The 24,428-nt window shown below is 62.1% G+C and carries 17 protein-coding genes and 1 pseudogene; 10 read left to right on the top strand and 8 right to left on the bottom strand.

Annotated elements, in window-relative coordinates:
- Positions 1-95: 95 nt before the first annotated feature.
- The gene (locus PCOSP_RS10950; protein WP_464711142.1) at positions 96-998 is read right to left on the bottom strand and encodes a LysR substrate-binding domain-containing protein; all 903 of its coding nucleotides are present in this window, start codon (positions 996-998) and stop codon (positions 96-98) included.
- 168 nt (positions 999-1,166) lie between these two features.
- On the opposite strand from PCOSP_RS10950, the gene PCOSP_RS10945 reads away from it, so the two are divergent.
- Genes PCOSP_RS10945 through PCOSP_RS10935 form a run of 3 tightly spaced genes read left to right on the top strand, consistent with a single transcriptional unit; the run spans position 1,167 to position 3,757 of the window.
- A complete protein-coding gene (locus PCOSP_RS10945; protein ID WP_464711141.1) occupies positions 1,167-1,865 on the top strand; it encodes a CoA transferase subunit A in 699 nt (232 codons plus the stop codon).
- Between the two features lie 33 nt (positions 1,866-1,898).
- Positions 1,899-2,564, top strand: coding sequence for a CoA transferase subunit B (locus PCOSP_RS10940; RefSeq protein WP_003180355.1), 666 nt, complete (start codon positions 1,899-1,901; stop codon positions 2,562-2,564).
- An 11-nt stretch (positions 2,565-2,575) separates the two neighbouring features.
- Positions 2,576-3,757 carry an acetyl-CoA C-acetyltransferase gene (locus PCOSP_RS10935; protein WP_139641886.1) on the top strand — a complete coding sequence of 394 codons (1,182 nt, stop codon included), beginning with the start codon at positions 2,576-2,578 and terminating at the stop codon, positions 3,755-3,757.
- 947 nt (positions 3,758-4,704) lie between these two features.
- Here PCOSP_RS10935 and PCOSP_RS10930 read toward each other — a convergent pair.
- Positions 4,705-5,415, bottom strand: a complete 711-nt coding sequence (locus PCOSP_RS10930; RefSeq protein WP_139641884.1) for a FadR/GntR family transcriptional regulator — start codon at positions 5,413-5,415, stop codon at positions 4,705-4,707.
- 318 nt (positions 5,416-5,733) lie between these two features.
- Between PCOSP_RS10930 and PCOSP_RS10925 the strand changes: the two genes are divergently transcribed.
- Both PCOSP_RS10925 and gudD read left to right on the top strand, forming a co-directional pair.
- Positions 5,734-7,101: an MFS transporter gene (locus PCOSP_RS10925; RefSeq protein WP_464711138.1), complete on the top strand. Its 1,368-nt coding sequence runs from the start codon at positions 5,734-5,736 to the stop codon at positions 7,099-7,101.
- 28 nt (positions 7,102-7,129) lie between these two features.
- Positions 7,130-8,473: a glucarate dehydratase gene (gene gudD / locus PCOSP_RS10920; RefSeq protein WP_139641880.1), complete on the top strand. Its 1,344-nt coding sequence runs from the start codon at positions 7,130-7,132 to the stop codon at positions 8,471-8,473.
- Between the two features lie 171 nt (positions 8,474-8,644).
- On the opposite strand, the gene glgB is transcribed toward gudD, so the two are convergent.
- From glgB to PCOSP_RS10905, 3 genes are all read right to left on the bottom strand, one after another.
- The gene (gene glgB / locus PCOSP_RS10915) at positions 8,645-10,879 is read right to left on the bottom strand and encodes a 1,4-alpha-glucan branching protein GlgB (protein WP_139641878.1); all 2,235 of its coding nucleotides are present in this window, start codon (positions 10,877-10,879) and stop codon (positions 8,645-8,647) included.
- Between the two features lie 11 nt (positions 10,880-10,890).
- Complete coding sequence (gene treS, locus PCOSP_RS10910) at positions 10,891-14,235, bottom strand: maltose alpha-D-glucosyltransferase (RefSeq protein ID WP_464711135.1); 3,345 nt, start codon at positions 14,233-14,235, stop codon at positions 10,891-10,893.
- Positions 14,236-14,429: 194 nt separating this feature from the next.
- The gene (locus PCOSP_RS10905; protein ID WP_464711133.1) at positions 14,430-16,427 is read right to left on the bottom strand and encodes an alpha-1,4-glucan--maltose-1-phosphate maltosyltransferase; all 1,998 of its coding nucleotides are present in this window, start codon (positions 16,425-16,427) and stop codon (positions 14,430-14,432) included.
- Between the two features lie 219 nt (positions 16,428-16,646).
- Between PCOSP_RS10905 and PCOSP_RS10900 the strand changes: the two genes are divergently transcribed.
- Positions 16,647-16,811 carry a hypothetical protein gene (locus tag PCOSP_RS10900; protein ID WP_175361304.1) on the top strand — a complete coding sequence of 55 codons (165 nt, stop codon included), beginning with the start codon at positions 16,647-16,649 and terminating at the stop codon, positions 16,809-16,811.
- A 137-nt stretch (positions 16,812-16,948) separates the two neighbouring features.
- Here the strand turns inward: PCOSP_RS10900 and PCOSP_RS10895 are convergent, their stop codons facing one another.
- Positions 16,949-17,449: an MgtC/SapB family protein gene (locus tag PCOSP_RS10895; protein ID WP_139641873.1), complete on the bottom strand. Its 501-nt coding sequence runs from the start codon at positions 17,447-17,449 to the stop codon at positions 16,949-16,951.
- 135 nt (positions 17,450-17,584) lie between these two features.
- Here PCOSP_RS10895 and PCOSP_RS10890 point away from each other — a divergent pair, with 135 nt between their 5' ends.
- From PCOSP_RS10890 to mapR, 3 genes are all read left to right on the top strand, one after another.
- The gene (locus tag PCOSP_RS10890) at positions 17,585-17,818 is read left to right on the top strand and encodes a DUF3203 family protein (protein ID WP_464711131.1); all 234 of its coding nucleotides are present in this window, start codon (positions 17,585-17,587) and stop codon (positions 17,816-17,818) included.
- Between the two features lie 319 nt (positions 17,819-18,137).
- Positions 18,138-19,550 carry a cytochrome c oxidase accessory protein CcoG gene (gene ccoG / locus PCOSP_RS10885; RefSeq protein WP_175361301.1) on the top strand — a complete coding sequence of 471 codons (1,413 nt, stop codon included), beginning with the start codon at positions 18,138-18,140 and terminating at the stop codon, positions 19,548-19,550.
- 154 nt (positions 19,551-19,704) lie between these two features.
- Complete coding sequence (gene mapR, locus PCOSP_RS10880; protein ID WP_464711129.1) at positions 19,705-21,114, top strand: GntR family transcriptional regulator MpaR; 1,410 nt, start codon at positions 19,705-19,707, stop codon at positions 21,112-21,114.
- Between the two features lie 135 nt (positions 21,115-21,249).
- Here mapR and PCOSP_RS10875 read toward each other — a convergent pair.
- Positions 21,250-21,995: pseudogene (locus PCOSP_RS10875) on the bottom strand (SDR family oxidoreductase).
- A 52-nt stretch (positions 21,996-22,047) separates the two neighbouring features.
- The gene (locus PCOSP_RS10870) at positions 22,048-22,941 is read right to left on the bottom strand and encodes a Dyp-type peroxidase (protein ID WP_139641862.1); all 894 of its coding nucleotides are present in this window, start codon (positions 22,939-22,941) and stop codon (positions 22,048-22,050) included.
- Positions 22,942-23,225: 284 nt separating this feature from the next.
- On the opposite strand from PCOSP_RS10870, the gene ampC reads away from it, so the two are divergent.
- Complete coding sequence (ampC, locus tag PCOSP_RS10865) at positions 23,226-24,374, top strand: class C beta-lactamase (RefSeq protein ID WP_464711128.1); 1,149 nt, start codon at positions 23,226-23,228, stop codon at positions 24,372-24,374.
- Positions 24,375-24,428: the final 54 nt, after the last annotated feature.

Raw genomic sequence — 24,428 nt, 5'->3', positions numbered from 1 at the left:
ACAGGAGGTCACCGCTGTCCCCTGTGGGAGCGAGCCTGCTCGCGAAGGCAATTTGTCAGCGACATCAATGTAAGCTGACGCCCGAAGGTCCGGGCTCAATGCATCCCCAATCGAGCACCCAGGTCCTGATCCTTGAGGGTATCGAACAGCGCCTGCGCCGCCGCCGAGAGTTCATGCCCCGGTTTGGTCAGCACACCAATGGCGCGCTCCGCCACAGGATCGCCCAGGGTGATGCAGCGGGCACCGAGTTCATGCATTTGCCCGACGCACAACGCCGGCACCGCGCTCACCCCCAGGCCGCTGGCGACCATGCGTCCGACCGTCGCCAACTGATGGCTCTCGAACTCCACTGGCAGCTTCATGCCCCGGGCCTGGAGATGCTCCTCCAGCATCACCCGCACGGTGGAGGGCCGTTGCAGGGTGATGAACGGCTGTTCCAACAAGGTCTGCCACTGGATTTCGCTGCGTTGGGCCAACGGCGAATCCAACGGTACCACCGCGACGAAACGATCCAGGTACAACGGCGTGAACGCCAGGGATGAACCCTGCAGCGGCTCGAACGCAACGCCCAGTTCGACGTGACGGTCACGCACCATCTCCAGCACCTGTTCGTTGATCACATCGTTGACCGTGACGTTGACATTCGGATAGCGGACGCGGAAGGTCTTGAGGATCGGTGGCAGCAGGTTGCCGGCGAACGACGGCATGGCCGCCAGGGTCACCCGTCCGCGTTGCAAGGTGAAGCGCTGGCGCATCTCATCCTCGGCGTTGTCCCAGTCGGCAATCAGCCGCCGGGCCAGGGGCAACAGGGATTCACCCTCAGGCGTCAGGGCCACGTTGCGGGTGTTGCGGCTGAACAGGCGCCCGCCCAAGCCTTCTTCCAGGGCCTTGATGGTCAGGCTCAGGGCCGACTGGGACAGATGCAGTCGCTCACACGCCACGGCGAAGCTCAGGCTTTGGGCCACGGCCAGAAAGGCACGGATCTGCTTGAGGGTCATGGTCGCTACGCTCCCAGCGGCAAGCGGTGAGTTTCAAGCCGCAAGAATGTGTGGCGGCAATTGTTGAGATTTATCAATCAATCCAATCTAAAAATCAACTTAACAAATATATGACTTGGCGTAACACTGCATTCCATTGCGACCCCATCAAGAATAAAAGAGGTGTCTATGGCAGGTTTCGACAAACGCGTGAACTCCTATGAAGAAGCGCTGGCGGGCTTGAAGGATGGTATGACCGTCATCGCCGGTGGCTTCGGTCTGTGCGGCATTCCGGAAAACCTGATCGCCGAGATCAAGCGCAAGGGCATCCGCGACCTCACCGTGGTGTCCAACAACTGCGGCGTCGATGGCTTCGGCCTCGGCGTGCTCCTGGAAGATCGGCAGATCCGCAAAGTGATTGCCTCCTACGTGGGCGAGAACGCCCTCTTCGAGCAGCAGTTGTTGAGCGGCGAGATCGAAGTCCAACTCACCCCCCAAGGCACCCTCGCGGAAAAAATGCGCGCCGGCGGTGCAGGCATCCCCGCGTTCTTTACCGCCACCGGCGTCGGTACTCCGGTGGCCGAAGGCAAGGAAGTGCGTGAGTTCCATGGTCGTCAGTACTTGATGGAAGAGTCCATCACCGGCGACTTCGCCATCGTCAAAGGCTGGAAAGCCGACCACTTCGGCAACGTGGTCTATCGCCACACCGCCCAGAACTTCAACCCACTGGCCGCCACGGCGGGCAAGATCACCGTGGTCGAAGTCGAAGAGATCGTCGAACCCGGCGAGCTGGACCCGACGCAGATCCATACCCCTGGCATCTACGTCGACCGGGTCATCTGCGGCACGTTCGAGAAGCGCATCGAACAGCGCACCGTACGCAAGTGATCCCCAGCCTCCAGCCACAGAAGGAATAACGACATGGCACTTTCCCGCGAACAAATGGCTCAACGCGTCGCCCGCGAAATGCAGGACGGCTACTACGTGAACCTGGGCATCGGCATTCCCACCCTGGTCGCCAACTACATCCCCGAAGGCATGGAAGTCATGCTGCAATCGGAAAACGGCTTGCTCGGCATGGGCGCGTTCCCCACCGAGGCCGAGGTCGATGCCGACATGATCAATGCCGGCAAGCAGACCGTTACCGCGCGCATCGGCGCATCGATCTTTTCTTCGGCCGAATCGTTCGCCATGATCCGCGGCGGTCACATCGACCTGACCGTGCTCGGCGCGTTCGAGGTGGATGTCGAAGGCAACATCGCCTCGTGGATGATCCCCGGCAAGCTGGTCAAGGGCATGGGCGGGGCGATGGACCTGGTGGCCGGTGCCGAGAACATCATCGTCACCATGACCCATGCGTCGAAGGACGGCGAATCGAAACTGCTCCCCCGTTGCAGCCTGCCGCTGACTGGCGCCGGTTGCATCAAGCGCGTGCTGACCGACCTGGCCTACCTGGAAATCCAGGATGGCGCCTTCATCCTGAAAGAACGGGCCCCAGGCGTCAGCGTCGAGGAAATCGTCGCCAAGACCGCCGGCAAATTGATCGTGCCGGACCATGTGCCTGAAATGCAGTTCGCTGCCCAATGAGGAGAGATGCGATGCAAGAAGTCGTGATTGTCGCCGCCACCCGTACCGCCATCGGCAGCTTCCAGGGTTCGCTGGCGTCCATTGCCGCACCGGAACTCGGTGCAGCGGTGATCCGTCGCCTGCTGGAACAGACCGGCCTTTCCGGCGAGCAGGTCGATGAAGTGATTCTTGGCCAGGTGCTGACCGCAGGCTCCGGGCAGAACCCGGCGCGCCAGGCGTCGATCCTGGCCGGGCTGCCCCATGCCGTGCCCGCGATGACCCTGAACAAGGTCTGTGGTTCGGGGCTCAAGGCGTTACACCTCGGTGCCCAGGCTATCCGCTGTGGCGATGCCGACGTCATCATCGCCGGCGGCATGGAAAACATGAGCCTGGCCCCCTACGTACTGCCGGCTGCCCGCACAGGCCTGCGCATGGGCCATGCGCAGATGATCGACAGCATGATCACCGATGGCTTGTGGGATGCTTTCAACGATTACCACATGGGCATCACCGCCGAGAACCTGGTGGACAAGTACGGCATCAGTCGCGAGGAGCAGGACGCCTTTGCCGCCGCCTCCCAGCAGAAAGCCGTGGCCGCGATTGAGGGTGGCCGGTTCGCCGATGAGATCACGCCGATCCAGATTCCCCAGCGCAAGGGCGACCCGCTGACCTTTGCCACCGACGAACAACCACGGGCCGGCACCACCGCCGAATCCCTGGGCAAACTCAAGCCCGCCTTCAAGAAGGACGGCAGCGTCACCGCTGGCAACGCTTCGTCACTCAATGACGGTGCGGCGGCGGTGCTGCTGATGAGCGCCGACAAAGCCAAGGCGCTGGGCTTGCCGGTACTGGCGAAAATCAGTGCCTACGCCAACGCCGGCGTCGACCCGGCCATCATGGGCATCGGCCCGGTTTCGGCCACCCGCCGCTGCCTGGACAAGGCCGGCTGGTCCCTGGAGCAACTGGACCTGATCGAAGCCAACGAAGCCTTTGCCGCCCAGTCGTTGGCCGTGGCCAGGGAATTGAAGTGGGACATGGACAAGGTCAACGTCAATGGCGGCGCCATCGCCCTGGGCCACCCGATCGGTGCTTCGGGCTGCCGGGTGCTGGTGTCGTTGCTGCATGAGATGATCAAGCGCGACGCCAAGAAAGGCCTGGCAACGCTGTGCATCGGCGGCGGCCAGGGCGTGGCCCTGGCCCTGGAACGGCCATAACCGGCAACGGGCTCAACGGTGGCTGAGCGGACCCACGAATATCCGCACTGCCACCGGCACCACCACCGGCGCAACCTCGGTTGCGCCGGTTTTTTTTGCCTGCTGACTGTCGGGGTGATGTTGGCTGTGATGGCGCTGTCGCGAGCAGGCTCGCTCCCACAGGGGATCTGCGCCGGTCACAGAATGTGTGTCCACGGAAGACCCATTGTGGGAGCGAGCCTGCTCGCGATAGCGGTGGGTCAGCAACGATGATGTTGAATCTAATGGCGCTGTCGCGGGCAAGCCTTGCTCCCACGATGTCCGGTGGTGAATGGACTGTCGTGACCACGCAGCTTTCCGGTGGGAGCAAAGCTTGCTCGCAACCTCGGTTGCGCCGGTTTTTTTTGCCTGCTGACTGTCGGGGTGATGTTGGCTGTGATGGCGCTATCGCGAGCAGGCTCGCTCCCACAGGGGATCTGCGCCGGTCACAGAATGTGTGTCCACGGAAGACCCATTGTGGGAGCGAGCCTGCTCGCGATAGCGGTGGGTCAGCAACGATGATGTTGAATCTAATGGCGCTGTCGCGGGCAAGCCTTGCTCCCACGATGTCCGGTGGTGAATGGACTGTCGTGACCACGCAGCTTTCCGGTGGGAGCAAAGCTTGCTCGCAACCTCGGTTGCGCCGGTTTTTTTGCCTGCTGACCGTCGGGGTGGTGTTGGCTGTGATGGCGCCATCGCGAGCAGGCTCGCTCCCACAGGGGATCTGCGCCGGTCACAGAATGTGTGTCCACGGAAGATCCATTGTGGGAGCGAGCCTGCTCGCGATAGCGGTGGGTCAGCAACGATGATGTTGAATCCATTGGCGCTGTCGCGGGCAAGCCTTGCTCCCACGATGTTCAGTGGTGAATGGACTGTCGTGACCACGCGGCTTTCCGGTGGGAGCAAAGCTTGCTCGCGATAGCGGCCGATCAGGCCCCTGCGCCAAACCGGTCACGGCTGTTGGTCAGATGCAGCCACATGGCAGCGCGGGCGGCGTCCGGGTCCTGGCGTTGGATGGCGTTGAAGATGGCCTCGTGTTCGAGGTTGGCCAACTGCGCCAGTTTCCCCAGGTCAACCTGACCCCTTTCGGCCACGTTCACCCGAGTCCTGGGGATCATTGCGCTGCCCAGGTGCTGCATGACTTCGACAAAACAGGTGTTGTCCGTGGCCTCGGCGATGAGCAGATGGAAACGCCGGTCGGCTTCGACGCAGCTGTCGTTGTTGCTGAGCAACCGCTGGTAGTCATCCAGCGCCTGGCGCATCTGCTGCAAATGCTGTTCGCTGCGGCGTTGGGCCGCCAAGGCAGCCGCCTGGGTTTCCAGGCCCAGGCGCAGTTCCAGGATGCCCCGCACCCCTGCCGCGGTATCGACATTGAGGCGCAGCCCCGGCTCGCCGGTTTGCTCCAGCACGAAGGTGCCGATGCCATGGCGCGTCTCCACCAGGCCCGAAGCCTGCAACTTGGAAATCGCCTCGCGCACCACCGTGCGGCTGACACCATGCTCCAGCACGATGGCGCCTTCGGAGGGCAGCTTCTGTCCCGGTTTCAATTGCCCCAGCAGGATGCTCTGGCTGAGCTTCGCCACCAGATCATGGGCCAGATTGTGGGTACGTTTGCGCTGGGGCGCGTCGGTGTCTTGCATCGCCGGGGTTCCTCGAATACAGGCTGACTGATCCTACCACCGGCGGGCTGGAGCATGTACACCATGGCAAGGGCAAACTTGTATGACAACACACCAAATATCAAGATTTCCTTGGCTACCCATTCAGTTGAAAGACCTCCTTCATGCAACCACCCACACGGCACAAATTGCTCTCAAGCTCCTTATAAACCAATAAATACGGCATAAGCAGCGCCATCACCCTCTCCAAACATCATGAAAAACAACTTGTCATCGAAAAAAATCAAGTTGTATGATGTCTATCAACATCGACACCTGCTCGATGCCCGCATAAAAACAATGAGTGGGAGAGAAAAACCAGTGAACACATCCAGCCTCAAGGCAAATGCCGGCGCGGATCCAGTGCTGTCGTCGGCCATTTCCAAGGTCAAGCGCCATATCCTGCCGCTGTTCGTCATCATGTTTATCGTGAACTACATCGACCGTGTGAACATCGGCTTCGTGCGTGCCCACATGGAGCACGACCTGGGCATCGGTGCGGCAGCCTACGGCTTCGGCGCCGGGCTGTTCTTCATCGGCTACGCACTGTTCGAAGTCCCTTCCAACATCCTGCTGCAAAGAATCGGCGCGCGCATCTGGCTGACCCGCATCATGCTCACCTGGGGCCTGGTGGCAGCCGGCATGGCCTTCATCCAGAACGAAACCCACTTCTACATCCTGCGTTTCTTGCTGGGTGTGGCCGAGGCCGGTTTCTTTCCCGGAGTGATCTATTACTTCACCCGCTGGCTCCCCGCCGTCGAGCGCGGCAAAGCCATCGCCATCTTCCTCAGCGGTTCGGCGATCGCTTCGTTGATCTCCGGCCCATTGTCCGGATTGTTGCTGCAGATCAACGGCCTGGGCATGCACGGCTGGCAATGGATGTATTTCATCGAAGGGATGTTCTCTGTCGGCCTGTGCTTCTTCGTCTGGTTCTGGCTGGACTCCAAGCCCCACGATGCCAAGTGGCTGGACCGTGAAGAACAGGACGCACTGGTGAAAACCATCGATGACGAACAACGGGCCCGCGAAGCGGCGACCCCGGTCAAGTTGTCCATCGGCCAGTTGCTCAAGGATCGCCAGATCATCCTGTTCTGCCTGATCTACTTCTTCATTCAACTGACGATCTACGCCGCCACGTTCTGGCTGCCGAGCATCATCAAGAAGATGGGCGACCTCAGCGACTTCCAGGTCGGGCTGTTCAACTCGATTCCCTGGCTGCTGTCGATTGTCGGCATGTACGCCTTCGCCTCGCTGTCGGCCAAATGGAAGTTCCAGCAAGCCTGGGTCGCGGCTGCGCTGCTGATTGCAGCGGCGGGGATGTTCATGTCGACCGTCGGCGGGCCGATCTTTGCCTTCGTCGCCATCTGCTTCGCGGCCCTGGGCTTCAAGTCGGCGTCTTCGCTGTTCTGGCCGATCCCCCAGGCGTACCTGGATGCACGGGTGGCTGCCGGGGTCATTGCGCTGATCAACTCGGTGGGCAACCTTGGCGGGTTCGTCGCCCCGACGACGTTCGGCCTGCTGGAGGAGCACACCGGTTCGATCCAGGGCGGTCTCTACGGCTTGGCGGGCACGTCCATCATCGCTGCAATCATCGTCTTTGCCGCGCGCAATGTGCCCAAGCCCAAAACCGCCACGACACCGGCCAATCCGGTGGCCAGCCACATCTGATCATTCGCTTCGTTCAAGGATAAAAACAATGAATTCCCAAGAAACCAGCAAAGCCCCGATCATCACCAGCATGCAGATCGTACCCGTGGCCGGCCATGACGGTATGTTGCTGAACCTCAGCGGCGCCCATGGCCCGTTCTTCACCCGCAACGTCGTCATTCTCAAGGACAATGCCGGCCGTACCGGCGTCGGCGAAGTGCCCGGCGGCGAGCGCATTCGCCAAACCCTCGAGGACGCCCGGGCGCTGGTGGTCGGCAACCCCATTGGCACCTACCAGAAGATCCTCAACAGCGTCCGCCAGGCGTTCGCCGACCGCGATGCCGGGGGCCGCGGCCTGCAGACCTTCGACCTGCGTATCACCATCCATGCGGTCACCGGCCTGGAAGCGGCCTTGTTGGATCTGCTCGGCCAGCACTTGGACGTACCGGTCGCCGCCCTGCTCGGCGAAGGCCAGCAGCGCGATGAAGTGAAGATGCTGGGTTATCTGTTCTACGTCGGTGATCGCCAGCAGACCGACCTGCCCTACCGCAGCGAGCCGGATGCCGACAACGACTGGTTCCGAGTACGCCATGAGAAGGCCCTGGACGCCGCCGCCGTGGTGCGCCTGGCCGAAGCGGCCCATACGCGCTACGGCTTCCAGGACTTCAAACTCAAGGGCGGCGTGCTCAGGGGCGACGAAGAGATCGAAGCGGTCACCGCCCTGGCCGAACGCTTCCCCCAGGCCCGCATAACCCTGGACCCGAACGGCGCCTGGTCGCTCAAGGAAGCCGTCCGCCTGTGCCGTGACCAGCACCGGGTACTGGCCTATGCCGAAGACCCTTGCGGTGCCGAGAACGGTTACTCGGGCCGCGAGGTCATGGCGGAGTTTCGCCGTGCCACCGGCCTGAAGACCGCCACCAACATGATCGCCACCGATTGGCGCGAGATGGGCCACGCCATCACCTTGCAGTCCGTGGACATCCCTTTGGCCGATCCGCATTTCTGGACCATGCAGGGTTCGGTGCGAGTGGCGCAGATGTGCAATGAATGGGGGCTGACCTGGGGCTCGCACTCCAACAATCACTTCGACATTTCCCTGGCAATGTTCACCCACGTGGCCGCCGCCGCGCCGGGTGACATCACGGCCATCGACACTCACTGGATCTGGCAGGACGGCCAACGGCTGACCAAGGCACCCTTGCAGATCCAGGGTGGCTGCGTGCAGGTGCCGAAGAAGCCGGGGCTGGGAATCGAGTTGGACATGGATCAGTTGGCCAAGGCCCACGAGCTGTACAAAGGCATGGGACTTGGGGCACGGGACGATGCGGTGGCGATGCAGTACCTGATTCCAGGCTGGACGTTCAACAACAAGCAGCCGTGTCTCGTGCGCTGATCTTCCTGTGATCCCCGGGAAGATCTGTATACCAGGCCTTACACATTGTGGGAGCGGGCTTGCTCGCGAAAGCGGTCTGACAGTCGACATCTTTGCTGACTGTCAGCCCCCTTCGCGAGCAAGCCCGCTCCCCCATTGGGCTAGGGCAAACTTAACGGATAATGCCGGAGGCTACCCCTCCGGCCGCAGGATCAACACCGCCAACGGCGGCAGGTTGAGTTCAAGGGACAAGGCCTGGCCATGGCTGGGCACTGGTTCGGTGGACGCACCGCCGCCGTTGCCGTAGTTGGAGCCGGCATAGGTGTCGGCATCGCTGTTGAGCAATTCCACCCAACGCCCGGCGAAAGGCACGCCAACGCGATAGGCCTCACGAGGCACCGGCGTGAAATTGGCGACCACTAGCACCGGCCGGCCCTCCTTGCTCCAGCGCAGCCAGGCGTAGACGCTGTTCATTGCGTCGTCGCCGATCAACCACTGAAACCCTTGAGGCGCGTCATCCTGATCGTGCAGCGCCGGCTCCTCGCGATAGAGTCGGTTCAGATCGCCCACCAGCTTCTGCACCCCACGGTGTTCGGCGTATTGCGTCAGGTACCAGTCCAGTTGCTGGTCATGGTTCCACTCGCGCCACTGACCGAACTCGCAGCCCATGAACAACAGCTTCTTGCCCGGATGGCCCCACATGAAACTGAGGTAGGCACGCAGGTTGGCGAATTTCTGCCAGCGGTCGCCGGGCATCTTGTCGATCAGCGAGCGTTTGCCATGGACCACTTCGTCGTGGGAAATCGGCAGGACGAACCGCTCGGACCAGGCGTACACCAGGCCAAAACTCAGTTCGTTGTGATGATGGGCGCGATACACCGGATCCTGCTGGATGTAGTGCAGCGAATCGTGCATCCAGCCCATGTTCCATTTGTAGGCGAAGCCCAGGCCGCCCTGTTGCGTGCTCTGGCTGACACCGGGCCAGGCGGTGGACTCTTCGGCAATGACCAGCGCGCCCGGGGCTTCCAGGGCGACCACATCGTTGAGGTGGCGCAGAAAGTCGATGGCCTCCAGGTTCTCGCGCCCACCGTGGCGGTTAGGCACCCATTCCCCGGCCTTGCGCGAATAGTCGCGATACAACATCGACGCCACGGCATCCACTCGCAGGCCATCGACGTGGAAATGCTTCAACCAGTGCAGGGCCGAAGCCAGCATGAAGCCGTGGACCTCGGTGCGTCCCAGGTTGTAGATCAGGGTATCCCAATCCTGGTGGAAGCCTTCCAGCGGGTTGCCGTACTCGTACAGCGCCGTACCGTCGAACTGTGCCAGGCCGTGGGTGTCGGTGGGGAAATGCGCCGGCACCCAGTCGAGGATCACGCCGATGTCAGCCTGGTGGCAGGCATTGACGAACGCGGCAAAATCATCCGGCGAGCCGAAGCGTGCCGTCGGCGCGAACTGCGACAGCGGCTGGTAGCCCCACGAGCCGCCGAACGGGTGCTCCATGATCGGCATCAGCTCGATGTGGGTGAAGCCCAGCTCCTTGACGTAGGGAATCAGCCGCTCGGCCAGCTCATGCCAGTTGTACTGCCGGGCCACCTCCCCGGCCTCGTCGATTTCGCATTGCCAGGAACCGGCGTGCAATTCGTAGATCGACAACGGTGCACTGGGGATCTGGCGTTCGCGACGGTGCTGCATCCATTCGCCGTCCTGCCACTCGATCTTCAACGGCGAGGCGACTTTCGACGCGGTGTCCGGAGGCATCTGGCTGGCCAGCGCCACCGGGTCGGCCTTAAGCGGCAGGATGCCGTGGGCACCGAGGACTTCATACTTGTAGGCTTCTCCAGCCCCCAGGCGCGGGATAAACAGCTCCCATACGCCCGACGGATAACGGATGCGCATCGGATGGCGGCGTCCGTCCCAGGCATTGAAGTCGCCGACCACCGACACCCGTCGGGCATTCGGCGCCCACACGGCGAACCGCACACCGTCGACGCCATCGACAGTGGTCAGTTGCGCCCCCAGGCAGGAGCTGAGATCGCGATGATTGCCTTCGGCAAACAGGTAGAGATCCATTTCCCCCAGCAACGGCCCGAAGCTGTAGGGGTCTTCGGCCACCTGCTCGCCACCGGCCCAGCGGGTGCGCAGCAGATAAGGCTGGGCATGGTCGAAATGGCCGGCGAACAGGCCCGGCGTGTCGCCCAGCTGCAGCTCACCCAACTCCTCGCCGCCGTTGCGGGCGATCACGTGCACGCTCAGCGCACCGGGCAGGTACGCCCGGATGAACTGGCCGCCGTCACCGTCGCCATGGGGCCCCAGGATGGAAAACGGATCGTGATGTTCGGCACGCACCAGCGCGTCGATATCACGGGGGGACGGCAGCAAAGACTCTTTGGCCTGTCCCTGTGGTTCCTTGTTCGAGACACTCATGATGCTCTCCACTAAATCGGTCCGCCCAAGTCGGAAAAGGGTTCAAGCCCACTCAATAACCCGTACAGACCGTGCAACGGCACGGGCAGCCAGGCGGGGCGATTCTCGGCTTCATAGGCCACTTCATAGGCCGCCTTCTCCAGGCCGAACAACGCCAGCGCGGCGTCTTCGCCTTCAGCATCCTTCCACTCATGAGCAAGACTAGCTGCCGCCAGTCGATATGCCTGGACAAATGCCTGGCGAGCCTCGGTCAAATAGCGATCGGCAACCCGTTGGCGCGCCGCGTCGGCGTCGGCCGTGCTGTCGACGGTGTGCAAGTGAATCGCCATGGCCGCCGCGTAATCGAAGGAGCGCAGCACGCCGCTGACATCCTTGTACGGGCTGTGCTTGCCCCTGCGTTCGTGCAACGGCCGAGCCGGTTCGCCTTCGAAGTCGATCAGGTAGGCGTCGCCCTTGATCACCAGCACCTGCCCCAGATGCAAATCGCCATGAACCCGGATGCGCAAACCACCGGCGGCCTTGCCGGCCAATTCCTGGACATGGGCCAGGACGGCTTTTTTCTGCTCCAGCAAGCGTGCGACCATGGCTTGGTCCGCCGGGTTCAATTGGCTCTGGTGCTGCTTGAGCAGACGCAAGGCATTTTCCACCTGGGCAGCCACGTCCCGGCCGATGGCCTGGGCGTCCTTGGCGGTGGTTTTCTGCGGGGTGAAGTCCGGGTTGTCGGTGGCCTGGGCCAGCACCTGGTGCATTTCACCCAGGCGCTGGCCAAGCATGCCGGCGAAATCCTTCAGTTCGCCCAACGCGTTGTAATGCTGCTCCTGCTCGGACACCGCATCGGCCAGCTCATCACGCAACGCACGTTCGAGGTTGTTCTGGGTCCATTCCCAGGCATCGCCCTGGTTGCTCAGGTAGCCTTGGGCGATCATCAGCAGCGCATCCTCGCCCTCGCTGTCGCGGCGAATCACCGAACCCAGCAGCGGCGAAATATTGCTGAAGCCCGCGGCGGTCAGGTAGGCGCTCATTTCCAATTCGGGATGCACGCCGGAAGCGACCTTGCGGATCAGCTTGAGCACCAGGCTGCTGCCCACCACCACCGAACTGTTGGACTGCTCCGCGGACAGGTAGCGCACCTGCGGCTCGGCGCCCAGGTTCAGCGCCGCCAGCCCCTCGGTGGGTTCGAAACGCAACTCGCCATCGGCGTACGGCAGCACCGTGGCCGCCTGCATGCTGCTCAGCACGGCGCGAATGAAACTTTCCAGGCTGAACGCATCGGTGATCAACCCCACCTGACGCACCCGGCGGACCCGGGACAGCGCCAGTTGTTGCGGCAGCGCCGCACCGACCTGATCTTCGGCCAGCAGACCGAAAGGCAGTTGGTAACGCAGCGTCTGGCCGCCGCTGGTGACGTCGATTTCGCTGAGCAGCACCGGATGCTGCGGATCACCGAAACGCACGCCATAGACGATATCGACCTTCTCGATGGCGCTGTCCTTGCCAGCGAACCAGCGCCGATTCTGCAGCCAGCTCGGCAGGATGGTTTGCTCCAGGGTGGTGCGTGATGGCGCTTCGAGCAATTCTTCCAGGCGTTTTTTCAAGACCAGGGTGGTGAAGTCCGGCAGGCTCTGGGCCGGCTCAACGTGCCAACTCGGCATCTGGTTTTCCGCCGCCAGGGCGAACCAATAGAAGCCATAAGGCGCCAGGGTCAGCAGGAAATTCAGCTGGCCGATGGGTGGGAAGGCATTGCCCCCCAGCATCTCAACCGGAACCATGCCCGCGTAGGTCGACAGGTCCAGCTCGGCGGCCTGGGCGCTGCGGGACACGTTGGCCACGCAGAGAATGATTTCATGCTTGCCATCCGGCCCGGTGTATTCACGGGTATAGGCCAGGATCCGCCGGTTGCTCGGCGACAGCATTTTCAGGGTGCCACGACCGAAGGCCTTGGACTGCTTGCGCACCGCCAGCATCCGCCGGGTCCAGTTGAGCAGCGAATGCGGATCGCCCGCCTGGGTTTCGACGTTGACCGACTGATAGCCGTACTGCGGGTCCATGATCGGTGGCAGCACCAGGCTGGCCGGGTCGGCCCGGGAGAAGCCGCCATTGCGGTCGATGGACCACTGCATCGGCGTGCGCACACCGTCGCGGTCACCCAGGTAGATGTTGTCGCCCATGCCGATTTCGTCACCGTAGTACAAGGTCGGCGTGCCGGGCATCGACAGCAGCAGGCTGTTGAGCAATTCGACCCGACGACGGTCGCGCTCCACCAGCGGCGCCAGGCGTCGACGGATGCCCAGGTTGATGCGCGCCCGACGGTCGGACGCGTAGTAGTTCCACAGGTAATCGCGCTCCTTGTCGGTGACCATTTCCAGGGTCAACTCATCATGGTTGCGCAGGAAAATCGCCCATTGGCAATTCGCCGGGATCTCGGGCGTCTGTCGCAGGATGTCGGTGATTGGAAAGCGGTCTTCCTGGGCCAGCGCCATGTACATGCGCGGCATCAGCGGGAAGTGGAACGCCATGTGGCATTCGTCACCGTTCAGGCCCTGGGCATCGACATCGCCGAAGTACAGTTGGGTGTCCTCCGGCCATTGATTGGCTTCGGCCAGCAGCATGCGGTCGGGGTAGTTGGCGTCGATCTCGGCGCGGATCAGCTTGAGGACATCATGGGTCTCGGGCAGGTTTTCGTTATTGGTGCCATCGCGTTCGATCAGGTAAGGGATCGCGTCCAGGCGCAGGCCGTCGATGCCCATGTCCAGCCAATAGCGCATCACCGACAGCACGGCCTTGATGACCTGCGGATTATCGAAGTTGAGGTCGGGCTGGTGGGAATAGAAGCGGTGCCAGAAGTACTGGCCGGCCACCGGGTCCCAGGTCCAGTTGGACTTCTCGGTGTCGAGGAAAATGATCCGGGTGCCGTCGTACTTGTGGTCATCATCGGACCAGACGTAGAAATCCCGCGCCTTGGAACCGCGCTTGGCCTTGCGTGCCCGCTGGAACCACGGGTGCTGGTCGGAGGTGTGGTTGATGACCAGTTCGGTGATGACCCGCAGGTTGCGCTTGTGGGCTTCGGCGATGAAGCGCCGCGCATCGGCCATGGTGCCGTAGTCGGGACTGACGCCACGGTATTCGGCAATGTCATAACCGTCGTCGCGCCGGGGCGATGGGTAGAACGGCAACAGCCAGATGGTGTTGACGCCCAGGTCTGCGATGTAGTCGAGCTTGGCGATCAGGCCAGGGAAATCGCCGATACCGTCGTTGTTGGAATCAAAATAGGATTTGACGTGTACCTGATAGATCACCGCATCCTTGTACCAGAGCGGGTCCTTGATGAACGTGGCTGACCGCGGTTTCTTCGCCATGTGCAACTCCTGATGAATTCAATAAAGCCGCTGGGACGGGCTTGCGCTGTTCTTTAGGGCAAGAGGATCTGTCTGTGGGAGCAAAGCTTGCTCGCGATACAGACGCCTCGGTTTCTGGAGGATCGCGTCAGCTTCATCGCGGGCGAGCCTTGCTCCCACAGGTTGCTTCACCATTGCGCTCGCCATAGAACCTCTCAAGACGTGCTGATCCGCCAGATCCCGAACGGCTGGTATCCCGGGTCGATGCGCATGAACTGGTACTTGCCATACCAGGTCCAGCGGTGCCCGTTCATCAAGTCCTCGCCCTGGGTCTGGGCGTCGTCCGGCAAGCCCATTTCCCACAATGGCAACTCGAAATTGGCTTCCTGGGGGTTGTGCGGATCGAGGCTGACCGCCACCAGGACAAAGTTGCTGCCGTCAGGCGTGCGCTTGCCGAAAAACAGAATGTTGTCGTTCCAGGCGTTGTAGATTTTCAGGCCCAAGTGCGTTTGCAGCGCCGGGTTCTGGCGGCGGATGCGGTTGAGCTGGGCGATTTCGGCAATGATGTTGCCCGGTGCGGTGAAGTCCCTTGGCCGGATTTCGTATTTCTCCGAATCGAGGTATTCCTCCTTGCCCGGCACCGGCGCCGACTCGCAGAGTTCGAAGCCCGAATACATCCCCCACAGGCCCGAGCCCATGGTCGCCAGTGCCGCACGGATCAGAAAACCCGCGCGCCCCGACTCATGGAGAAAGGCCGGATTGATGTCGGGGGTATTGACGAAGAAATTCGGTCGATAACACTCGCGCCACGGCGACTGGTTGAGCTCGCTGAAATAGGTCGCCAACTCGGCCTTGGTATTGCGCCAGGTGAAATAGGTGTAGCTCTGGGAATAACCGACCTTGCCCAGCCGGGCCATCATCGCCGGTGTGGTAAAGGCTTCGGCGAGGAAGATCACTTCGGGATGTCGGGCCCGCACATCGGCGATCAACCACTGCCAGAACGGCAAGGGTTTGGTGTGGGGATTGTCGACGCGGAACATCTTCACGCCTTCGTTGACCCACCCCACCACAATGTCCCGCAGCTCTGTCCAGAGACTGGGAATCGCATCCGCCGCGTAGAAGTCGACGTTGACGATATCCTGGTATTTCTTCGGCGGGTTTTCCGCGTATTTGATCGTGCCGTCCGGCCGCCAACTGAACCAGCCCGGATGCTGCTTAAGCCAGGGGTGGTCCTGGGAACACTGGATGGCGAAATCGAGGGCGATTTCCAGGCCATGGGCCTGCGCCGCCGCCACCAGGCGCCGGAAGTCTTCCCGGGTGCCCAGTTGCGGATGGATCGCCTCATGGCCACCTTCTTCGCTGCCGATGGCATACGGGCTGCCCGGGTCGTCGGGACCGGCGGTGAGGGAATTGTTCGGCCCTTTGCGAAAACTGCGCCCGATGGGATGAATCGGTGGGAAGTAGAGGACGTCAAAGCCCATGTCCTGGATCATCGCCAGACGCGAATGCACATCGTTGAACGTGCCATGGCGGCGAGGATCGTCGGTGATCGAGCGGGGAAACAGTTCATACCAACTGGCGAACTCTGCCCGTTCGCGCTCCACATCCAGTGGATATTCGGGACTGATACTCAGGTAAGGCCGGTGATCGGCCAGGGACATCAGGTCGGCACTTTGCGGTGCAAGGAACAAAGCAACTTGCTCGGCCGGCAACAACCCCGAAAGCTCGTGGTGCAACGCGGCCAATTGTTCGCTCAACTCGCCATCGCTGCGCTCGGAGGCTTGTAGCACATGGTTGCGCCCTTCCTGCAATTCCAGGCTGATGGGGACGCCGGCGCCGTATTTCTTCTCCAGTTCGTAGCAGAAGCTGGCGTACTGGTCGAACCAGGCCTCGATGCAAAATACATAGCGGCCCTGGGCTGGCACATTGAACTGGCCCCGCCAGCCGTTATTGCCCAGGTCGGTCATGACCTCGCTGTTCCACACCTCATCGTCCAGTGCACGCCAGCGGATTCGCACGGCCAGCTTGTCATGGCCATCGGTGAAGACCTTGCTGGTCACCGTGACGTCCTGCCCCGCTACGGCCTTGGCGGCGAACTGCCCGCCGTCGATCACCGGCATGGTGTTTTCAATCGCAATACGTGGCAACAACAAGGCGTGAGACAGCGGTAAGTTGGGGTTGTACGCCAAGTCGGTCGGGTGTTCGGCAGTCATCGAGCATCGCTCCTTTTACGCCCCATGGACGTTATGGCGGTGAAGGCCCACTGGTCTTTGAAAATTGGTCCCTGAAAGAACTCACTTAAACTCCGAACCGGACCGGCAGGGAAAAGTTCAGCGGGATTTGCCTGGCGGTGACCGGGATAAAACCCGGCCCAGGGTGGTCAACAGCAGTAAGCACAACTCAAGCCATGTGTGTCACGGAGACCCGTCCTGATGAATATTCCCATCCCGGCCGAAACCCCCGATCCCAATATCGACGACCCCACCCTGCCGCCTCCCGGTCCCGACCCGGAGCCTGTTCCCGAGAAAGACCCTCCACTCGCTCCACAGCAGCCGGTGGGCGATCCACCGAACGAGGCGCCGCCGGAACGGGTGTGAAGAACAAGCTTAGTGGAGAACCTGTGGGAGCGGGCTTGCTCGCGATGACGGAATGCCAGGTGCCCCATCTGTGACTGACATACCGCTTCGCGAGCAGGCTCGCTCCCACAGGTGTTGTATTGAGGCTTAACACCGGATCACGGCTTGTCATCCTTCTCCAGCGCCCGGACGATCACCGGCATCACACTGAAGACCGCCAACGCCAGCAGCGTGCTCAGCACTGCGGTCGCTTCCCGGCCCAACCCGGCGGCGACACCGATGGCCGCCGTCATCCACAGGCCGGCGGCGGTGGTCAGGCCTTTTACGTGACTTTCATCCCCCTGGTTGTTCTTCAGGATCGTGCCCGCCCCCAGGAAACCGATGCCGGCGATCACGCCCTGCACCACCCGGCTCATGGCGTCGGCCTGGGAACCGGACATCTGCGGCACCAGCACGAACAGCGCCGCGCCCAGCGCCACGAGCATGTGCGTGCGCACGCCGGCCGCCTTGCCCTTGTGCTCACGCTCGAACCCCAGGATGCCGCCGAGCAGCGCGGCCATCAGCAGGCGCACCGTGACCCGCGTCATCTGCTGGGCATCGCCGATGTCGGCGAACTCCGATTGCAAGGTCATCCAGACCTGATGCCACCACGCTTGCATACGTCCCTCCTCTTGCAGTCGATAACCGATGGACCGCAACGGACGCCAGAGGTGCGCCCGACCGCTGATCCGGCGCAACGAACCCTGGCAAGCGGGAGGCGCCTAACGCTCAGTACATCAGGAAGGAGCAGCACCATGACCGTTGATATCAACCACCAAACCTGTAGTTTCGATACCCCCAATGGCCCGAAACACTATTCCGCCAGCGAGCTGACGATCATCACCGACGCGGACAAGGCCATGTCGGTGGTGGAGGTCGATGGCCAGCGTATCTACATCACCGAGGCCGAAGCCGACGCCTTGACCGTGGCCGGCGCGACCGATGACCGCAAGCACCTCAAGGCGACCGATAGCGGCTCGGCGATCTGACCCCGCTTGGTCGTCGAGTGGGTACTTTGTGGCGAGGGGATTTATCCCCGCTGGGTTGCGAAGCAACCCAATTGAATCGCATCGGTATGTCAGATAGATCGGGGGCAATTTTCTGGGGTTGCTTCGCAACCCAGCGGGGATAAATCCCCTCGCCACAGATGCCCCCCTCACCATGGAGAAATACGGGGTGCTTCAACCTGTCGCAGGCCGCGGCCTCCAGGCCATCTGATCCGGTTTTTATCGAGCCACCTGAGTCTGTTATGCAAACAGTTCGATGGTCATAGTGCGCGGGCCAGATAAGGCTGATGAGCGACCGACCATGAGCGATAGAATCCCCGTCCAATTGATACAGACCTTCGAACCTGTGCCCACGAAGATCAAGGCCAGGACCACCGATAACCTGATCCACACCCGCAGCTTCAGCGGCTTGTTCCGCACCTTGCGCATGAGTGGCGCGGGCCTGCTGTTCCTGCTGTTCTTCGGCACGGTGTGGTTGAACTGGGGCGGACGCCAGGCGGTGCTCTGGGATCTGGCCGAAAGCAAATTCCACATTTTCGGCGCCACCTTCTGGCCCCAGGATTTCATCCTGCTGTCGGCGCTGCTGATCATCGCCGCCTTCGGCCTGTTTGCGATCACCGTGTTCGCCGGCCGGGTGTGGTGCGGCTACACCTGCCCGCAAAGCTCCTGGACCTGGATTTTCATGTGGTGCGAGAAGATCACCGAGGGCGATCGCAACCAGCGGATCAAGCTGCACGCCGCGCCCTGGAGCCTGGGCAAGCTCCTGCGCCGCTCGGCCAAGCACACGTTGTGGCTGGCCATCAGCCTGCTCACCGGCCTGACTTTCGTCGGTTACTTCACACCGATCCGCCCACTGGCCGAAGAGCTGCTGACCTTGCAGATGGCCGGCGTGAGTCTGTTCTGGGTACTGTTCTTCACCGGGGCCACCTACCTCAATGCCGGCTGGTTGCGTGAAGCAGTGTGCATGCACATGTGCCCCTATGCGCGGTTCCAGAGCGTGATGTTCGACAAGGACACCCTGACCATTTCCTACGACGCCGCCCGCGGCGAGATCCGTGGCCCACGCAAGCGCGACGCGAACCCGGCCAATCTCGGCCTGGGGGATTGCATCGACTGCCAGATGTGCGTGCAGGTCTGCCCGACCGGCATCGATATCCGCGACGGCCTGCAAATGGAATGCATCGGTTGCGCGGCCTGCATCGACGCCTGCGATTCGATCATGGACAAGATGGGTTATGCCCGTGGACTGGTCAAATACACCTCCGAACGTCAGTTGCAGGGTGGCAAGACCCACCTGCTGCGACCGCGGCTGATCGGTTATACCGCCGTGCTGCTGGTGATGATCGGCGCCCTGGTGGTGGCGTTGGTGGAGCGGCCCATGGTATCCCTGGACGTCAGCAAGGACCGCGGCCTGTTCCGCGAGAACAGCCAGGGCCTGATCGAGAACATCTACAGCCTGAAGATCATCAACAAGACCCAGCAACGCCAGGACTATCAGTTGTCCCTGGTGGACGGCGACGACTTCGTCCTGCAGGGCAAGACCCGGCTGAGTCTGGCGCCGGGGGAAATCGTCGATGTGCCGGTGTCGGTGGCGATGCTCAGCGAACGCCCCCGCAGCGGCTCACAGGAAATTGCCTTCAAAGTGGCCGACAGCGACGAACCGGCCATCCATAGCGTGGCCAAAAGCCGTTTTGTCGCGCCGATGAATCGCTGACGTCTTAAGATGCAGAGCTGTTTTTTGTGGGAGCAAGCCTGCTCGCGATGAGGCCAGCACAGTCAACCTTGATGTGCCTGACACTCCGCTATCGCGAGCAGGCTCGCTCCCACAGTTGATGCGCAACCTGAACCGTGGATGACTGGACCCGTAAATGAAACGCTACGAGAAATTCGCCGACGACATCGCGGAGCTGATTCGCTCCGGCATGCTGGGGCCGGGACAGCGCGTGCCGTCGGTGCGCTATGCCAGCCAGACCTACGGCGTCAGCCCGTCCACGGTGTTCCAGGCGTATTACCTGTTGGAACGCCGCGGTCTGATCCGGGCCCGGCCGCGGTCCGGCTACTTCGTCAACAACCACGCGCCAAGGCCATTTTCCGAGCCGGTCATCAGTAGCCAGGTGCACGAATCCACCGAGGTCGACGTCAGCGAACTGGTGTTCTCGGTGCTGAATTCAATGAAGGATCCGGGCACCGTGCCCTTCGGGTCGGCATTCCCCAGCCCGACGCTGTTCCCGCTGCAACGGCTGTCCCGCTCACTGTCCAGCGCCACGCGGGATATGGACCCGCGGGTGGTGGTCACTGATATGTCGCCGGGCAACCCGCAGTTGCGCCGACAGATCGCCCTTCGCTACATGGTCGGCGGTCTGATGCTGCCCATGGAGGAACTGCTGGTCACCAACGGCGCCCTGGAAGCCTTGAACCTGTGCCTGCAAGCCGTGACCGAGCCCGGCGACCTGGTGGCCATCGAAGCACCGGCCTTCTATGCCAGCCTGCAGGTGCTGGAACGGCTAAAGCTCAAGGCCGTGGAAATTCCCGTGCATCCGCGCGACGGCATCGACCTGGATGTACTGGAACAAACCCTGGAACGCCATCCGATCAAGGCATGCTGGTGCATGACCAGCTTCCAGAACCCCATGGGTGCGACCATGCCCGAGGAGCGGAAGCAGGCGCTGGTGGCGTTGTTGCGCCGCCACCAGGTGCCACTGATCGAGGATGATGTGTACGCCGAACTCTATTACGGCCAGCAGGCTCCGAAGCCGGCCAAGGCGTTCGACACCGAAGGGTTGGTGATGCACTGTGGATCATTTGCCAAGAGCCTGGCACCGGGTTACCGCATCGGCTGGGTTGCCGCCGGCCGCTATGCGCAGAAAATCGAGCGCCTGAAACTCATGACGTCACTGTGCGCCTCGATGCCGGCCCAGGCCGCCATTGCCGACTACCTGCAGCACGGCGGCTACGACCGTCACCTGCGCAAATTGCGCTACGCCCTCGAAGAACAGCAAAGCGCCATGCTCGCCGCCATCGCCCGCTACTTCCCGGCCCAGACCCGCGTCAGCCACCCGGCCGGGGGGTATTTCCTGTGGCTGGAGCTGCCAGAAAAGATGGACTCGCTGAAACTGTTCCAGATGGCCCTGATCCAGGGCATCAGCATCGCCCCGGGGCCGATCTTTTCACCGACCCGGAGGTTCAGGAACTGTATTCGCTTGAACTACGGCAGCCCTTGGACCGACGCATCGGAAAAGGCCATGGAGACGTTGGGGCGGATTATCCGGTCGTTCTGAGGTCGGGCTGTCGGCACCGGCCCCATCGCGAGCACGCTCGCTCCCACATCGATCTGCTGTGAACCTGAGTACAAGATCGCTGAAGATCCATTGTGGGAGCGAGCCTGCTCGCGATGGGGTCAGTACTGACGAAACTCAGCGCCCCCCACCCAAATCCACAAACGTCCCGGTCGCATACGAAGCCTTGTCCGACAACAGCCAGATAATCGCTTCGGCCACTTCGTCCGGGCGACCGCCCCGGGCCATGGGGATTGCCGATTCCAGCTTGCTGACCCGCTCCGGGTCGCCGCTGAGGGCATGGAAATCGGTGTAGATGTAGCCCGGGCGAACCGCATTGACGCGGATACCCTCGCCAGCCACTTCCTTGGACAGGCCGATGGTGAAGGTGTCCAGCGCGCCCTTGGAGGCAGCATAGTCGACGTATTCGTTCGGCGACCCCAGGCGGGCGGCCACCGATGACACGTTGACGATACTGCCACCCTGCCCGCCATGCCGGGGCGACATGCGCAGCACCGCATGCTTGGCGCAGAGAATCGGCCCCAGCACGTTGGTCTTCAGGATCTTGAGAATGCGGAACTCGGACATCTCATCGAGCCGGGACTTGTGAGCGACCGTGCCGGCGTTGTTCACCAGCGCCGTGACGCGCCCCAGCTCTGCATCCACCCGGTCGAACAGGCCGACCACCTCATCCTCGATGCTCACGTCGGCACGCACGGCAATGGCCTGTGCGCCTTTGGCGCGGATCTGCGCCAGCACGTCCTGCGCGGCGTTTTCATCGGACTGGTAGTTGATGCAGATCCGATACCCCAGCTCGGCAGCAATAACGCCGTGGCCGCGCCGATACCACGGCCACCACCAGTGATCACGATGACTTTATCCACGCTGCTTCCCCTGTTTCACGGTAGACGCCAGGGGCCAAGAATAGCGTTCACGTCACGCTTTTGCACAACCCTCGGCCAGGACCCGCAGGTCCAGGCGCCCGTCCAGCAACGGCGGGCACCAGTAGTAGCCGCCGGTAATCGGCCGACTCATGCGGTACAAGCCATCGGTGATGCCATCTTCAAGACCGCTCATGCGCCGCAGTTGCGCCTCGAAAGCGTCGAGGGAGAAACCGAACGCGAGGAACATCAGGCCGGCCCGATCCCCCTCGATCCACGGCATGGAGCGGCGCACGACGAAGGCTTCTGGCGCGAAGCTTTCCTGGGCGGTGCGTTTGACGTGGGCCGATTCCGGCGCATCGTCGAGCTCTTCGTTGTCGCTCAGCCGCCGGCCCATGATGTTGTCGCGCTCGTGGGGTTGCAGGGCCGCAAAGCCGTCCAGATCGTGCTGCCACTGCTGGATCGCCGCGAAACTGCCACCTCGCAGCCCGTCGGCGCCCTGTGCCAGGGCCGCGGCGATGGCGGCTTCGTCGTGCGGGTTCTCGGTGCCGTCTTCGTAACCCGTCAGATCGTGGCCGGTCATGTGGCGGAAGGTTTCGTTCATTTGCACCAGGCGCAACGCCGGTGCCAGCGCCGCCTCGATGGCGCGGCTGCGGTGCAGCAGTTCGCCACGGTCTTCGCCGTGCAGCCAGCACCACAATGCGTGCTGGGTCGAAGGATTGTCCACGCCCACGCCCGCCAGGGCAGGAAACGCCCGCAAGCCTTCGATCTGCGCGCCCAGCGCCTGGACCAGCGACTCGCCAAGACCGATCACCTCACGACCGTCCAGTTGCAGCACCAACCTGTCGATCGCAGCCGGCAGCGCCTCGACCGATTCCAGGGCGAAAAACAAGTGACGAGCCTGAGGCGGAACAGGGGTGGCGAGAATGCCGGGCTGGTAGTAACTCATGTGAACTCCTTTAGAAAGAGCACAAGTCTACCCGGCGGCCATGGATTTGTGGTGGTTTGCCAATGGGTAACCCACCTGTGCGACCCAGGCTTTTTGTAGGATCCCTCTTTAGCCCCCGTCGGATCGCTCGGAACCTGCCCTGAAGCGCAAGGCCTTGGGTTGCCTGGTGGCCGAAAACTTCCTAGAGTGCGCTCCAAAGCGTGCACCCCAACAGTGCACTGAGCCGCCAAGGCTGCCGGCCGCAGAGCGGCTGAACTCTCGCCATTTCATGGAGAACGGTCCACATGCGAATAACCCGATCGATACTCGCAGGCACCTTTTTGCTGGGGTATGGAATGATGCCGGGCTTTGCCCAGGATCGCCTCGAAGACACCGTCAATGCGGTTATCGAACCCTTGATGAAACGACAGGACATCGCCGGCATGGCCGTGGCGATCACGCTGGACGGCCAGCCTCGTTATTTCAATTACGGAGTGGCCTCCAGGGAGACAAAACAGCCTGTCACCGACCAGACGCTCTTTGAAATAGGCTCGATCAGCAAGACCTTCACCGCGACCCTCGGTGCCTATGCCCAGGCCCAGGGCAAGCTGTCGCTGTCGGATCCGGCCGGTCGCTATGCCCCCGAGTTGCACGGCGGCGCCCTGGAGCGCATCAGCCTGCTCAATCTCGCCACCTATACCGCCGGTGGATTGCCGTTGCAGTTTCCCGACACCGCGGACCACCCCGACCGGATGTTTGGCTACTACAAGACCTGGAAACCGCTTTACCCGGCCGGTACCCAACGGCTCTATTCGAACCCGAGCATCGGCCTGTTCGGCTATCTGGCCGCCCGCAGCCTGGACCGCCCCTTCGATGAGGCGATGGAACAGACGCTGATGCCGGGCCTGGGTCTCAAGCACAGTTACCTGCGGGTGCCGGCGTCAGAGTCGAGTCGGTATGCCCAAGGTTACGCGAAGGACGGCAAGCCAGTCCGGGTTGGTCCCGGGGCATTGGACTCCGAGGCCTACGGCGTGAAAACCAGCGCCTCGGACCTGATCCGTTTCGTCCAGGTCAACCTGCGCCCGAAAAAACTGGCCCCCGACCTGCAACAAGCCATCGCCACCACCCATACCGGGTTCTATCAGGTCGGTGGCATGACCCAAGGGCTGGGCTGGGAGTTCTACCCTTATCCGGTGACGGTCAGCGAACTGCTGGCTGGCAATTCGGCGGACGTTGCCATGAAGCCGAACAAGGTCGAACCTCTCGATCCGCCCCAGCCTGCCCCGGACAACGCCTGGATCAACAAGACCGGATCCACCGGTGGCTTCGGCGCCTATGCGGCTTTCGTGCCTGGCAAGAACATCGGCATCGTGATGTTGGCGAACAAGAACTACCCCAACGAGGAACGGGTGAAGGCCGCGCACCGGATCCTGACGGCGTTGGAAGAGCGATAAGGCAGAGGTAGTTGCAGGGACACATTGTGGGAGCAAAGCTTGCTCGCGATACAG

This window comes from Pseudomonas sp. MAFF 730105 (genome assembly GCF_055380705.1).
Note: the sequence above shows the minus strand (reverse complement) of the source record. Positions and strands in the feature narration are given on the sequence as shown.

What these genes read in the sequence shown, in the direction of transcription:
- PCOSP_RS10870 (WP_139641862.1), bottom strand. Translation starts at nt 22,941, where the DNA reads ATGAGTTACTACCAGCCCGGCATTCTCGCCACCCCTGTTCCGCCTCAG.
- PCOSP_RS10895 (WP_139641873.1), bottom strand. Translation starts at nt 17,449, where the DNA reads ATGCAAGCGTGGTGGCATCAGGTCTGGATGACCTTGCAATCGGAGTTC.
- PCOSP_RS10935 (WP_139641886.1), top strand. Translation starts at nt 2,576, where the DNA reads ATGCAAGAAGTCGTGATTGTCGCCGCCACCCGTACCGCCATCGGCAGC.
- treS (WP_464711135.1), bottom strand. Translation starts at nt 14,235, where the DNA reads ATGGCGAAGAAACCGCGGTCAGCCACGTTCATCAAGGACCCGCTCTGG.
- PCOSP_RS10900 (WP_175361304.1), top strand. Translation starts at nt 16,647, where the DNA reads ATGAATATTCCCATCCCGGCCGAAACCCCCGATCCCAATATCGACGAC.
- PCOSP_RS10945 (WP_464711141.1), top strand. Translation starts at nt 1,167, where the DNA reads ATGGCAGGTTTCGACAAACGCGTGAACTCCTATGAAGAAGCGCTGGCG.
- PCOSP_RS10950 (WP_464711142.1), bottom strand. Translation starts at nt 998, where the DNA reads ATGACCCTCAAGCAGATCCGTGCCTTTCTGGCCGTGGCCCAAAGCCTG.
- glgB (WP_139641878.1), bottom strand. Translation starts at nt 10,879, where the DNA reads ATGAGTGTCTCGAACAAGGAACCACAGGGACAGGCCAAAGAGTCTTTG.
- PCOSP_RS10940 (WP_003180355.1), top strand. Translation starts at nt 1,899, where the DNA reads ATGGCACTTTCCCGCGAACAAATGGCTCAACGCGTCGCCCGCGAAATG.
- PCOSP_RS10890 (WP_464711131.1), top strand. Translation starts at nt 17,585, where the DNA reads ATGACCGTTGATATCAACCACCAAACCTGTAGTTTCGATACCCCCAAT.
- ccoG (WP_175361301.1), top strand. Translation starts at nt 18,138, where the DNA reads ATGAGCGATAGAATCCCCGTCCAATTGATACAGACCTTCGAACCTGTG.
- ampC (WP_464711128.1), top strand. Translation starts at nt 23,226, where the DNA reads ATGCGAATAACCCGATCGATACTCGCAGGCACCTTTTTGCTGGGGTAT.
- PCOSP_RS10925 (WP_464711138.1), top strand. Translation starts at nt 5,734, where the DNA reads ATGAGTGGGAGAGAAAAACCAGTGAACACATCCAGCCTCAAGGCAAAT.
- PCOSP_RS10905 (WP_464711133.1), bottom strand. Translation starts at nt 16,427, where the DNA reads ATGACTGCCGAACACCCGACCGACTTGGCGTACAACCCCAACTTACCG.
- PCOSP_RS10930 (WP_139641884.1), bottom strand. Translation starts at nt 5,415, where the DNA reads ATGCAAGACACCGACGCGCCCCAGCGCAAACGTACCCACAATCTGGCC.
- mapR (WP_464711129.1), top strand. Translation starts at nt 19,705, where the DNA reads ATGAAACGCTACGAGAAATTCGCCGACGACATCGCGGAGCTGATTCGC.
- gudD (WP_139641880.1), top strand. Translation starts at nt 7,130, where the DNA reads ATGAATTCCCAAGAAACCAGCAAAGCCCCGATCATCACCAGCATGCAG.